Source organism: Elusimicrobiota bacterium (genome assembly GCA_026388095.1).
GTDB lineage: Bacteria > Elusimicrobiota > Elusimicrobia > UBA1565 > UBA9628 > UBA9628.
In genome coordinates, this window is the sequence record JAPLKL010000009.1 from 16,740 (window position 1) to 28,558 (window position 11,819).

General features: G+C 69.8%; 10 protein-coding genes. All 10 read right to left on the reverse strand.

From position 1 onward, the window contains the following. Position 1: 1 nt before the first annotated feature. Genes NTY77_02500 through NTY77_02545 form a run of 10 tightly spaced genes read right to left on the reverse strand, consistent with a single transcriptional unit; the run spans position 2 to position 11,636 of the window. Positions 2 to 1,102: a CapA family protein gene (locus tag NTY77_02500; protein MCX5794352.1), complete on the reverse strand. Its 1,101-nt coding sequence runs from the start codon at positions 1,100 to 1,102 to the stop codon at positions 2 to 4. Continuing rightward, positions 1,090 to 1,836, reverse strand: a complete 747-nt coding sequence (surE, locus tag NTY77_02505) for a 5'/3'-nucleotidase SurE (protein MCX5794353.1) — start codon at positions 1,834 to 1,836, stop codon at positions 1,090 to 1,092. Before surE ends, NTY77_02500 begins: the two co-directional genes overlap by 13 nt. Further along, entirely contained in the window at positions 1,833 to 2,945 is a 1,113-nt protein-coding gene (locus NTY77_02510) for a UDP-N-acetylglucosamine--N-acetylmuramyl-(pentapeptide) pyrophosphoryl-undecaprenol N-acetylglucosamine transferase (GenBank protein ID MCX5794354.1), read from the reverse strand. The genes surE and NTY77_02510 overlap by 4 nt, the downstream gene beginning before the upstream one ends. Next, positions 2,942 to 4,105 carry a putative lipid II flippase FtsW gene (gene ftsW / locus NTY77_02515; GenBank protein ID MCX5794355.1) on the reverse strand — a complete coding sequence of 388 codons (1,164 nt, stop codon included), beginning with the start codon at positions 4,103 to 4,105 and terminating at the stop codon, positions 2,942 to 2,944. The genes NTY77_02510 and ftsW overlap by 4 nt, the downstream gene beginning before the upstream one ends. Positions 4,106 to 4,108: 3 nt before the next feature. Then, positions 4,109 to 5,473: a UDP-N-acetylmuramoyl-L-alanine--D-glutamate ligase gene (gene murD / locus NTY77_02520; GenBank protein MCX5794356.1), complete on the reverse strand. Its 1,365-nt coding sequence runs from the start codon at positions 5,471 to 5,473 to the stop codon at positions 4,109 to 4,111. Continuing rightward, positions 5,470 to 6,555: a phospho-N-acetylmuramoyl-pentapeptide-transferase gene (gene mraY, locus NTY77_02525; GenBank protein ID MCX5794357.1), complete on the reverse strand. Its 1,086-nt coding sequence runs from the start codon at positions 6,553 to 6,555 to the stop codon at positions 5,470 to 5,472. The genes murD and mraY overlap by 4 nt, the downstream gene beginning before the upstream one ends. A gap of 3 nt (positions 6,556 to 6,558) precedes the next feature. Further along, on the reverse strand, positions 6,559 to 7,929 hold the full coding sequence (locus NTY77_02530; protein MCX5794358.1) for a UDP-N-acetylmuramoyl-tripeptide--D-alanyl-D-alanine ligase: 1,371 nt from the start codon (positions 7,927 to 7,929) through the stop codon (positions 6,559 to 6,561). After that, positions 7,926 to 9,485, reverse strand: a complete 1,560-nt coding sequence (locus NTY77_02535; protein MCX5794359.1) for a UDP-N-acetylmuramoyl-L-alanyl-D-glutamate--2,6-diaminopimelate ligase — start codon at positions 9,483 to 9,485, stop codon at positions 7,926 to 7,928. Before NTY77_02535 ends, NTY77_02530 begins: the two co-directional genes overlap by 4 nt. After that, entirely contained in the window at positions 9,482 to 11,212 is a 1,731-nt protein-coding gene (locus tag NTY77_02540) for a penicillin-binding protein 2 (GenBank protein MCX5794360.1), read from the reverse strand. Before NTY77_02540 ends, NTY77_02535 begins: the two co-directional genes overlap by 4 nt. A 10-nt stretch (positions 11,213 to 11,222) precedes the next feature. After that, the gene (locus NTY77_02545; protein ID MCX5794361.1) at positions 11,223 to 11,636 is read right to left on the reverse strand and encodes a hypothetical protein; all 414 of its coding nucleotides are present in this window, start codon (positions 11,634 to 11,636) and stop codon (positions 11,223 to 11,225) included. Between the last annotated feature and the right edge of the window lie 183 nt (positions 11,637 to 11,819).

Sequence of the window (11,819 nt, forward strand, 5' to 3'; positions counted from 1 at the left end):
ACTATCGTCCCACGACCTGGAACCGCTGCGGCTGGGCGCCGAGCGCCCCGTAGCGGTCCAAGGCGCGCAGGAGCTCCTCGCGCTGGGCCGCGTTGGCCGGGATGGGGCGCCCCCAGTTCGTGTCCAAGGGCAGGAAGTCGATCCCATCGACTCCCTGGGCCGTGAGTCGGACTCGGGCCGCGACGGTCAGGCGCGTCGATGGGGTCGGCGAGACGAAGAGGAAGTTCCCCAGGCTGTAGATGATGGGCTTGCCTTGATAGAGCTCCATCGGCTGGATGACATGCGGATGGTGGCCGATGAACAGGTCGGCGCCGGAATCGATGACCAGGTGGGCGAAGGCCTTCTGCACGTCGTTGGGCTCGTCGGCTTTCTCGGTGCCGCCGTGGAAGACCACCACCAGGACGTCGCAGCGGGAGCGCGCCTCGCGGATGAGCCCTCCGGCGCGGTCGTAGTCGCTGTAGGCCACGCCCGGCCTGCGCGGCCCGGCCCAAGCCGATTCCGGGAAGGTGGAAGTGAATCCCATCAGTCCCACCCGCAGGCCTCGCACCGTGACGATGTGGAGCCGCTCCGCCTCGGAACGGTCCTTCCCGCCTCCGATGAACGGCAACCCCTCTTTTCCCAGGGCCGCCAAAGTGTCGCGGAAGCCCTTGGGGCCGTAATCCATCACGTGGTTGTTGGCGATGTTGAGCAGGTTGAAGCCGGCGGCCTTGAGGGCCTCCAGGTTGCGCGCCGGCGCGCGGAAGGTCCAGGTCTTGCCCATGACCCGGATCCCGCCGGAAGTCACGGGGCATTCCAGGTTGCCCATGACTATGTCGCCGCGCAGGCTCTCGCGGACCGCGGCGGTCGGAGCCGCCATACCATCTCGCGCGATGATCTGTCCGACCGGCCCGTCAAGGCGGATATCCCACACCGCCGTCAGGATCGCCACCACGGTCTCGCTTGAGACCGTGACGGCGGCGGCCGTGGAGGCCTGTTGGGCTTGAGCTGCGCAGGTGAGCCAGAGTGCGGCACAGAGCGCCGCGCCGGCGCCGGCCGTAAGGAAATCCGTCCGGCCGGCACCTGCGGAACTTCCGATACCGCAGGCGCGTCCTAGAGGGACCATCCCTTGAGGACGCCGAGCATGGGTCGGTCGGTCTGGTCGAGGTGCAGGGGGGTCACCGAGACGCGGCCGGACGCGACCGCGGCCACATCAGTGCCCGGGAGCTTCACCCAGCGCGCCCGGCTGCCGCCCAGCCAGTAGTAGGTCCGCCCCCGGGGGTCCGAGCGCCGGCTGATGCAATTCGAATAGATGCGCTGGCCCAGGCGCGCGGCCGCCGCGCCCCGGAACCCCGCCGGCCTGGCTCTGGGGAAGTTGACGTTGAGGATGACGCCCGGGGGCAGGCCTCGTCTGAGGACCTGCCGCGCCAAGTCCCGGGCGTAGCCGGCCGAGGCCTCGTAGGAGCGCTGGCCCGGGTCCTGGGAGAAGGCGACGGCGGGCAGGCCGAGGATGCGCGCTTCCCGGGCCGCGGCCACGGTGCCGGAGTAGATGATGTCCTCTCCGAGGTTGTAGCCGTGGTTGATCCCGGAGACGACCAGGTCCACCGCGCCCTTCATCTCCCTGAGCACCCCGTAGCGGGCGCAGTCCGCCGGACTGCCGGTGACCGTGACGATCCCTTCGGCCATGCGGTAGACGCGGATGGGCTTGTGCAAGGTCAGGCTGTGGCTGTCCGCGGAGCGCTCCTGGTCCGGGACCACGGCCACGACGGTCCCCAGGTCCTGCATGGCCGCGATCAGGGGCCGCAGGCCCGGGCCGTGTATGCCGTCGTCGTTGGTGACGAGTATGCGGTATCGTTTCATGGTTGGGATATCCTTTCCACGGCGTCCGCCAGGATCTGCACCGCGGCCTCGCCGCAAGGCAGCCCCAGCCCCCCGTAGGCGCCGGACATCTCCCGCAGGGCGGTCGGCGAGGCCAGCGCGGCCCTCAGTTCTCCGGCCAGGCGCGAGTCCAGTTCCCCATCCGGCACGACCCGGGCGGCTCCGGCCGCGGCGAGCAGGGCCGCGTTGGCGTCCTGATGGCGTCCTGTGGCGTGCGGATAGGGCACGAGGATGGCGGGCTTGCGCAGTCCGGCGAGCTCCGCGACCGTGCTGGCTCCGGCGCGGCAGACCACGAGGTCCGCCGCGGCGTAGCCTTTCTCCATGGCGTCCAAGTAGGGCAGGACCTTGGCGCGCCCTCCAGGGTACCCGGCTCGTTCGTAAAGGACCTGCACCTCCGCGGCGGACTTGCTGCCGGCCAGGTGCAGGACCTGGAGCCCGCCGGGGACGGTGGATGCGGTCTCGGCCAGCGCCGCCGGCGCGGCCTGGTTGATGCCGCGGGCGCCCTGGCTGCCGCCGAAGACCATGACGGTGCGCAGGCCCGGCTCCAGGCCCAGCTCCCGACGGGCCGCGGCGGCGTCCCCCGCAGACCAGAGCGCGGGCCGCACCGGGGTGCCGGTGAGCGTCCCGGCCGCCTCACCCGGCGCAGCGGGCAGGCCGCGCAGGAGCGCCGCGCCCAAGGCGACGCTGGCGCGGTTGGCCAGGCCCAGCACCGAGTTGGACTCGTGCACCGCGCAGGGCACGCCGCGCCGCCGGGCCGCGAAGGCGGCCGGGAAGGTCAGATAACCCCCGGTCCCGACCACCACGTGCGGCTGGAAGTCGCGCAGGATGCGGCCGGCCAGGCGCAGAGCGCGGGCCAGCTTCCAGGCGAACACGGCCCAGCCGGGCCCGGGACGACGGTCCAGGCCCTGCAGATCCAGGGGCACCGCCGGGATGCCTTCGGCCTCGAGCTTGGGCAGGGCCGGGTCTCCGACGCGCACGAGCATCAGCGGCTGCCAGCCGCGCTGCATGAGGGTCTGGGCCAGGACGAGGCCCGGATAGAAATGGCCGCCGGTCCCTCCGGCCGCTATAAGGATGCGCCGCGGGGCGCTCATCGCAGCCTCGCCAGGCCCGGCCAAGGGCCCTCCTTGGGAACGGCCGGCGGCCCATGCGCCGTGTAGCGCGATTGCAGCGAGGACTGGCGCGAGATGTTGAGCAGGACGCCGGCCGCGGACATGGTCACCAGCAGTGAGGAGCCGCCGTAGGAGATGAAGGGCATGGGCATGCCCTTGGTGGGCAGCAGCCCGATGGACATGCAGGCGTTGATGAAGGCCTGCAGGCAGATGGTGAGGGTTATGCCTGCGGCCAGCAAAGACCCGAAGAGGTTGGGCGCGGCCCGGGCCACGCGCAAGCCCCGCACCAGGAGGGCGGCGAAGATCCCCAGGAGCGCCAGCGCGCCCACCAGGCCCAGCTCCTCGCAGACCACCGGGAAGATGAAATCCGTATGCGGGGTCGGCAGGTAGCCGAGCTTGAGTTGGGAGGCTCCGATGCCCTTGCCCAGCCAGCCTCCGGAGCCCACGGCCAGGACGGCCTGCTCCAACTGGTAGCTGGCATCGGAGCCGCCGCGCAGGCTGGAGAGATAATGGACGATGCGGGCCAGCCGGTAGGGATGCCGGAAGACCTCGAGCGCCACCGCGGGCACGGCCAGGGCCCCGGCGCCCAGGAGGTAGAGGAGCCTCCCCCCGCCCAGCCAGAGCAGCAGGACCGTGACGCAGAAGATCAATATCGGGGTGCCCAGGTCCGGCTCCGCCGCGATGAGCAGCAGCAGCACCGACACCACCACGCCGGGCACCACCAAGCCCCGGACCGGCGATGCGGCCTGCGAGTGTCTGCGGTCCAGATAATAGGCCAGGAACAGCACGGCGGTGTACTTGGCGAACTCCGAAGGCTGCAGAGTGAAGGGCCCCAAGGGCAGCCAACGATGGACGTTCTCCCGGGCCGGGGCCGCCAGCACGACTGCGAGGGTCACGGCGGTGATGAAGAAGACCGGCCAGACCCACTCCTTGAGCCGGTTGTAGTTGAGGCGACTGAAGTAACCCATGGCGGCCAGGCCCAACGCCGCCCACAGCAGCTGGCGCTTGAAGAAGAACCACGGCGCGCCGAACTTCTTCTCAGCCAACAGCGCGCTGGCGGAGAAGACCATGATCAGGCCGCCGACCAGAAGCACCAGGAAGAGGGCCAGCAGGGCGTAGTCGGTCGGGCTTTTGCGCCGCAAGGGTTACTTGGCCGCCTTGACCAGAGCCTTGAACTGGTCGCCGCGGTCCTCGAAGTCCCGGAACTGGTCGAAGGAGGCGCAGGCCGGCGAGAGCAGGAGCACGTCTCCGGGCGCGCCGATGTTAAGGGCCGTGGTGAAGGCGGTCTTGAGGTCCCCGCAGGGGAAGATGGGAGCCAAGCCGCTCAGGTCATCCTCCACTTTGGCCGCGGCGCTGCCTATGGTCAGTATGCCCTTGACCACGGACTCGATGAGCGGCTGCAGCGGCTTGTAAGGACTTCCTTTGTGCAGCCCTCCCAAGATCAACAGGACGTTCTTCTTCGTGAACGTGCGCAGCGCCACCATGGTGGAGTCCACGTTGGTGGCCTTGGAATCGTTGACGCAGCGGATGCCGCCCGCGGAGCCCGCCTCCTCCAGGCGATGGGGCACGCCGCGGAAGGACTTGAGGGCCTTCTGGATGGCCGCAGGCGCCAGGCCGCAGCCCAGGCTGAGCAGGACCGCGGCCATGGCGTTCTCCAGGTTGTGGACGCCGGGCAGGGAGGGGGGCGTGAAGGAGAGTTCCTTCTTGCCGGGGAGCTTGACCCGGATCTTCCCGCCCTCGACCCAGGCATGGCTGTAGGCGCCTTTCCTGCCGAAATAGAGCCGGCGGCAGCGGCAGCGGCGCGAGAGCTTCAGGACCAAGGGGTCCTCCGCGTTGAACACGCAGAAATCGGCTCCTTGCTGCTCGCCGAAGACCTTGGCCTTGGCCTCGATGTAGGCTTGCATGCTGCCGTGGTGGTCCACGTGGTCCGCGGTGATGTTGAGCAGGGCCGCGGCCCGGGGATGGAAGGAGCGGCTGTCCTCAAGTTGGTAGCTGGAGACCTCCAAGACCAGCACGTCCTTGGCCTTGGCCCTCGGCGCGGTCTCGGAGACCGGCGTGCCGATGTTCCCGGCCGTCAGGACCTGCCGGCCCCGAGGCAGCCCGCGGCGGAAGATCTCGGCGGTCAGCGCCGTGGTCGTGGTCTTGCCGTTGGTGCCCGTGATGGCGACGATGTCCGACGCGGCGCAGAAGGCTAAAGCGGTCTCCAACTCGCTGAAGACGGGAACGTGCGCCGCGCGCAGGTCCGCCAGGACGGGGGCGCTGGAGGGCAGGCCCGGGCTCTTCACCGCGAAGGCGGCCTGGCGCAGGCGGGCGCTGTGGCCCCCCCCTTCCCAGCGGACGCCCGCGGCCAAGCGGCCGAGCGCGGCCTTGACCTCCCGGCGGGGGCGCTTGTCGCTGACGAAGACCGGGAAGCCCTTGGCTTTGAGCAGGCGCGCCGCGGCCAGTCCTGATTTGCCCAAGCCCAGGACCGCCGCGGTCTTGCCGCGGTACGCCTTCGGGACGAAGCTCATCGGATCTTCAGGGAGGCCAGGGCCGCCAGCATGAGCACGATGCTCACGATCCAGAACCGCACCGTCACCTTGGGTTCGGCCACCCCGCTCAACTCGAAGTGATGATGCAGCGGGGCCATCTTGAAGATGCGCTTGCCCCGGCGCAGCTTGTAAGAGCCCATCTGCAGGATGACGGAGAGCGTCTCCACGACGAAGACCCCGCCCACGATGGGCAGCAGGAGCTCCTGTTTGACGCAAAGCGAGACCATGGCGATGATGCCGCCCAAGAAGAGGGACCCGGTGTCGCCCATGAACATCTGGGCCGGGTAGGAGTTGAACCACAAGAATCCCAGGCAGGCGCCCACCAGAGCCGCCAGCAGCACGGAGATCTCCCCGGCGCCCTCGACGTGGATGATGCGCAGGTAGGCGGCGAACTTGACGTTGCCGGACACGTAGGCGAAGACCCCGTAGGTGATGGCGCAGAAGATGATGCTGCCCGCGGCGAGCCCGTCCAAGCCGTCGGTCAGGTTGACGGCGTTGGAAGAGCCCACGATCATGAGCGCGGCCAGGACGAAGTAGAGGGCGCGCAGGTCCCAGAACAGCTCCTTGGCGTAGGGGACGTTGAGCGTGGTGGCGAACTGCGCGTTGGGCGGGACGATCGCCAGATACAGGACCGCCGCCAGGGCCGCCCCCACCTGGACGATGAACTTGACCCGCGAGGGGATCCCCCGCGGGTCCTTGAGGACGAGCTTGGTGTAGTCGTCCCAGAAGCCGACCGCGGCCAGGACGCAGGTGACGCCCAGCAGCAGCCAGGTGAAGCGGTTGTCCCAGCGCATCCAGAGCAGCGCCGAGCCCGTCAAAGTGACGAAGATGAGCAGTCCGCCCATGGTCGGGGTGCCGTGCTTGCTCAGGTGGCTCTGGGGCCCGTCCGTGCGCTGGACCTGGCCGATCTTGTGCCGGCGCAGCGACTCGATGAGGCGCGGCCCCAGCAGCAGCGAGACGGCCAAAGCGGTCAGCGCCGCGCCCCCGGCTCGGAAGGTGATGTACTGGAAGACGTTGAGCGCCCCCCAGAGGGGCTTCAGGGAGGCTAGATAGTGGAGCATCGTTCAGGGCATGGCCTGCATCTGGAGGGCCGCGGCGATATCCTCGAAGCGCATGGCGCGCGAGGCCTTGAAAAGGATGGCCTTATCCCTGGCGCAGTCGAAGCGCAGCTCCTTGAGCCAGGCCTCGGGAGTCGCGCCGTGCCGGACCTGGAAGTCGGGCTTGGCGCCGCGCAGGGCCTGGAAAGCGGGCGCCATCTCGGGGCCCGCGAGATAGACCGCATACAAGGGCAAGGTCGCCAGCCATTCCCCGAGCTCCCTGTGGAACCGCGCCGATTCCTTGCCGAGCTCCTTCATGTCGCCCAGGACCAGGACCTTCCCCTCCGTGCAGAACTCCGCGCAGAAGGCTTCGATGGCGGCGCGCATGGAGGCCGGGTTGGCGTTGTAGGCATCGAAGATGACGGAGCAGTGCGAGGCGTGGCGCATGGGCTCCATGCGCCATTGCCCTGGCCGGTAGTCTTCCAGGCCCTTACGGATGGCTTCCGGCGGGATGCCCAGGGCCCAGGCCGCGGCCGCGGCCGCGGCCGCGTCGTAGCGGGACAGGCGCCCGAAGGCGCGCAGGGCCACCTTCACGCGGTGGCGGTCGATGATGAACTCGTCAACGCCGGCCAAGGACACCCGGGCCCGCGCGTCCGTGCCGAAGGTCACGGCCCGGCTGCCCAAGCGGGGCTCCAGCCCGGCCAGCCAGGGGTCGTCGATATTGATGACCGCCTTGCCCTCCTCCCCCAGGGCCTCGATGAGCTCGGCCTTGGTCTGGAAGTTCCTCTCCATGGTCCCGTAGAACTCCAGGTGGTCGGGCCCCAGGTTGGTGATGACCGCCAGCGTGGGGTGCGCGATGCGCGCCACCTCGGCGATATCGCCCGGCTTGGAATCGGCCAGCTCGAATATGCCGTAGCGGTGCTCCCTGGTCAGCTCCAGCACGGAGAGGGGCACGCCGATCTGGTTATTGCGGTTGCCTGGGGAGGCGCAGGTCGCTCCCACGCGCCGGCAGATGCACAGGAGCATCTCCTTGGTCGTCGTCTTCCCGTTGGAACCGGTGATCCCGACCACCGGGATGTCGAAGCGCCGGCGATGATGGGCGGCCAGGGCCTGCAGGGCTTTGAGGGTGTCCGGGACGACCACGACGTGCTCCGGAGACGCGGTGGAGGGCGGCAGCCGGCCCAGGGCCATGACCCAGCCCGAGGCCTTGTCGGCCAGCTCCTTGGTGAGCAGGTCGTGGGCGTCGATGCGCGGGCCCTGGAGCGCCCAGAAGACCTCGCCCGCCTGGAGGGTCCGGGTGTCGGTGGAGATGGGGCCGACGCCCCGGACCGGGTCGCCGCGCAGGAGCTTGCCTCCCGCGGCCCGGGCCAGCTCAGCCCACGTCATGTCGAGGTTCATCTTGCCTGGTCCAGCTTGCGCAACGCTTCGCGGGCGGCATCCCGGTCGTCGAAGGCCGCGGCGCGGTCCTTGAGGATCTGAACGGCTTCATGGCCCTTGCCCGCGATGAGCACGATGTCCGCGGGTCCGGCCATGCCCACGGCCAGGGCGATGGCCCGACCGCGGTCCGGTTCAATCTTATAATTTTTTAGGCCCGCCGTCCGCAATCCGGCCTCGATGTCGGCGATGATGGCCAGCGGGTCCTCGGAGCGGGGGTTGTCGCTGGTCACCACGGCGAAGTCGCTGCGGCCGCAGGCCGCTACTCCCATGGGGCCCCGCTTGCTGCGGTCGCGGTCCCCCCCGCAGCCGAACACCGTGATGAGGCGCCGGTGCGGGACTTCGGCGAGGTGGCCCAGCACCGTCTCCAGGGCCACGGCCGTGTGGGCGTAATCCACCAGGACCGTGAACTCCTGGCCGGCCTCCACCGGCTCCAGCCGGCCGGGGACGCGCTCCAGGGACGACAGGCCCTGGAGGACCGCCTCTTCCGGAAAGCCCAAGACCAGGGCCGCGGCGGCCGCGGCCAGGGCGTTGGAGACGTTGTGCTGCGCGGCCAAGGAGATGCGCGCCGGCAGGCGCCTGCCCCCCCAGAGCATGTCGAAGCGGGTCCCGCGGGCGTCCATCTGCAGGTCCGCGGCGCCGACGGTAAGGAAATCCGTCCGGCCGGCACCGGCGGAACTTCCGATACCGCCGGCGCGGACCTGGGCTTCGGCCTGGAGGCCGTAGAGCACGATCTCGGAGCCGGCCGCGGCCCGGCGCACGGCCCGGGCGGCCGGGTCGTCGGCGTTGATGACCGCCCAGCGCCGGGGCTTGGCCGTGCCGGGCTTGGCGAGCAGTTCGAAGAGATGGAGCTTGGTCTCCAGGTAGGCCTCCCGGGTCTTGTGGAAGTCCAGGTGGTCGCTGGCAAGGTTGGTGAAGACGGCCGCGTCGAAGGAGACCTCTTCGACGCGCTTGAGCGCCAGGGCGTGCGAGGAGACCTCCAGGGCCGCCAAGGAGGCTCCCGAGTCGCGGAACCGCGCCAGGAGGCGCTGCAGCTCCAAGGACGCCGGCGTGGTGTTGGGGGCGGGCGCGATGGTCTGGCCGCCCAGACGGTAGTCCACGGTGCCGACCACGCCCGGTCTGCAGCCGGCGGCCCGGGCGATGGACTCGAGGAAGTAGGTCGTGGTGGTCTTGCCGTTGGTGCCGGTCACGCCCACGACGGTCAGCGCTCCGGAGGGGTGGGCGAAGAAATCGTCCGCCACTCGGCCCATGGCCAGGGCCACGTCGTCGACCTGGACCCAGGCTGCCGGCAGGCTCACCGGAGCGGGCGGCGGCTCGAGCTCGCTGACCACCGCGACCGCGCCGGCGGCCACGGCATCGCGCGCGTGGCGGTTCCCGTCGGTCTTGGAGCCGGGCAGCGCGAAGAACAGGTCTCCCGGCCGGACCGCGCGGGAATCGTGGCGCAGGTCTTGGACCTCGACATCGGACGGGCCCGCGACGCGCACGGCGCCGGCGTGGCGCAACAGATCGGAGAGCTTCACGGATGGGATGCGGCCGCGAGGTGGATAGAGCGGGCGGGTTCTGCCGCCACAGGGGCGTCCGGGGGAACGCCAGCCATGGTGAGCAGCCGGCGGCCGAGCTCGGCGAAGATCGGAGCGGAGACCTGGGCCCCGTAGTACTGCCCCTTGGGCTCGTCGATGACGACCAGGATGGTCCAGCGCGGCCGGCTCAGGGGCAGGAAACCGACGAAGGAGGCCATGTAGGCGCTGGTCGAGTACTTGCCGGTGCGGGGGTCCACTTTCCGGGCCGTGCCGGTCTTCCCCGCCACGCGGTAGCCGGGGATGCGCGCGCTCACCCCAGTGCCGCTCTCGACGACGCCTTCGAGCATCCGGGTCAGGGTCCGGGCCGTGGCCTCGGAGATGACCCGGCGCACGCGGACCGGCCGGCGGCAGGAGGGTCCCTCAAGGGGCCTCTCGTCGGCCGCCGGGGCGGCATCGTCGCAGACGACAGCCGGTTCGTTGAGCATGCCGCCGCCGGCCAGCGCGTTGTACGCGTTGGCCACCTGCAGGGCGCTGACCCCGATGCCGTAGCCGTAGGATGAGGCGGCCAGGACCACGCGCGTGAGGCCGGCCAGAGGCTTCATGTCCCCCGCCGTCTCGCCGGGCAGAGAGATTCCGGTCTTGATGTCGAAGCCGAAGGCGCGACTGTAGCGGTAGAAGCGCATGGCCCCGACGCGCTCGACGACCTTGGCGGCGCCGATGTTGGAGGAGCGCTCGAGTATGCCCTGGAGGTTCAGAGTGCCGGCGGGTTCGTGGTCGTGGATGACCACGCCGGGCGAGACCTCATAGGCGCCGTTCTCGCAGAAGAAGACGTCGGACTCCTTGACCAGGGATTCGTTGAGCGCGGCGGCGGCGGTCACCATCTTGAAAGTCGACCCGGGCTCATAGGTGTCCTGCACCATGACGTTCCTCAGCGGGTCGGCGGGGTCCGCGGCCATGGCCAGGATCTCGGAGGTGTCCGGGTCCAGGACCAGGATCATGCCCCCCTTGGCATGGAACTGCTTGTCGGCCTGGCGCAGGACTTCCTCGGCGTGGAACTGGACGTCGCGGTCGATGGTGAGGCGCAGGGGCCGGGGCAATTCGGCTGAACTCTCCGCGCTTTGGTAGATGGCCCGGCCGGACCCGTCGCGGACGTAGGCGAGGCGGCGCGGCCGCCCCTTGAGCCGGTCCGCGAAAGTGAGCTCCAGGCCGGAGAGGCCGTTCTGGTCGGTCCCCACCAGCCCCAGGACGCTGCGTCCGAGCTCCCCGTTGGGGTAGAACCTGCGGTAGCGCAGGCGCACGCCCACGCCGTGCTCTATGAGCCGCTGGTCTCGGAGGCGGGCCTGGGAGAGGGCGAGGAGTTCGCCGGATGCGAGGTCGTTCTTGACCACCAGGTCGCGCTCCTGTCCTTGGAGGCGGCGCGACACCTCCGTCTTGGGCAGGCCCAGCAGGCGCGCCAGCTCACCGTCCAGGGCTTGACGGTCGCGCAGCCGCGAGCGTTCCACGAAACAGGACCAGTACGGGATCGACTGGGCCAGGAGGCGGCCGCGGCGGTCTTGGATATCGGCTCGCGGCAGGGACTCCTGCATGGTGCGCAGGACCTCTCCCGCGACCTTGGATTCTATGCGGTCGTGCTGCATGACCTGCAGGTGGGCCAGGCGGAAGGTGAGCGGGGCCAAGGGCAGGAGGCAAAGCCCCGCCACCGCGGCGAGGCGTGCGTTCAGGTCCACGGCGCTGGCCTCAGGTCGCGAGCGCGCGGCGCCCAAGGAGACGCCGTGCCTGGAGGGCAGGCGTTCTCCACTCCCGCAAGACGCGGTGCGTCCGCGAGATCAGACGCTGCAGGAGGCCTGACCGCGACACTGTGGCGGTCGGTCCATCGAGGCTGCGAAAAGACTGAGGCGTGGCCAGAGACATGCCCAGACGGCCCCGGGCCTGGGCGGAGAGATTGGCCGGGGCCAGAAGGGTCTCCAACTGCATGCGCAACGCCCCGTTGGAGCAGCGCATGGCGATGATATGCTGCCGGGCGCTCTCGACGCGGTAGCCCAGACGGGTGGCTTGCACGTGCTGCCAGACCAAGGCCATCAGGAAGGCCCCGCCAGTGACCAGCCAATAGACCCGGTGGCGCTGGGAGTCCGCGTGCTGCCGTCGTCTCATAGGAATCTCCGCTGGAGCCGCGCTCGCGCATGCCAGAAGCATTCTATCATTAACTCAAAATCCTCGGTGGGAGCCCCGCCGAGTGGGCTCCCACCATATCTTTGGTGGGGACCCCGCCGAGTGAGTCCCCACCAGAACTTTGGTGGGGACCCCGCCGAGTGAGTCCCCACCAGATCTTTGGCG

What these genes read in the sequence shown, in the direction of transcription:
- NTY77_02530 (MCX5794358.1), bottom strand. Translation starts at nt 7,929, where the DNA reads ATGAACCTCGACATGACGTGGGCTGAGCTGGCCCGGGCCGCGGGAGGC.
- NTY77_02510 (MCX5794354.1), bottom strand. Translation starts at nt 2,945, where the DNA reads ATGAGCGCCCCGCGGCGCATCCTTATAGCGGCCGGAGGGACCGGCGGC.
- NTY77_02500 (MCX5794352.1), bottom strand. Translation starts at nt 1,102, where the DNA reads ATGGTCCCTCTAGGACGCGCCTGCGGTATCGGAAGTTCCGCAGGTGCC.
- surE (MCX5794353.1), bottom strand. Translation starts at nt 1,836, where the DNA reads ATGAAACGATACCGCATACTCGTCACCAACGACGACGGCATACACGGC.
- NTY77_02545 (MCX5794361.1), bottom strand. Translation starts at nt 11,636, where the DNA reads ATGAGACGACGGCAGCACGCGGACTCCCAGCGCCACCGGGTCTATTGG.
- mraY (MCX5794357.1), bottom strand. Translation starts at nt 6,555, where the DNA reads ATGCTCCACTATCTAGCCTCCCTGAAGCCCCTCTGGGGGGCGCTCAAC.
- murD (MCX5794356.1), bottom strand. Translation starts at nt 5,473, where the DNA reads ATGAGCTTCGTCCCGAAGGCGTACCGCGGCAAGACCGCGGCGGTCCTG.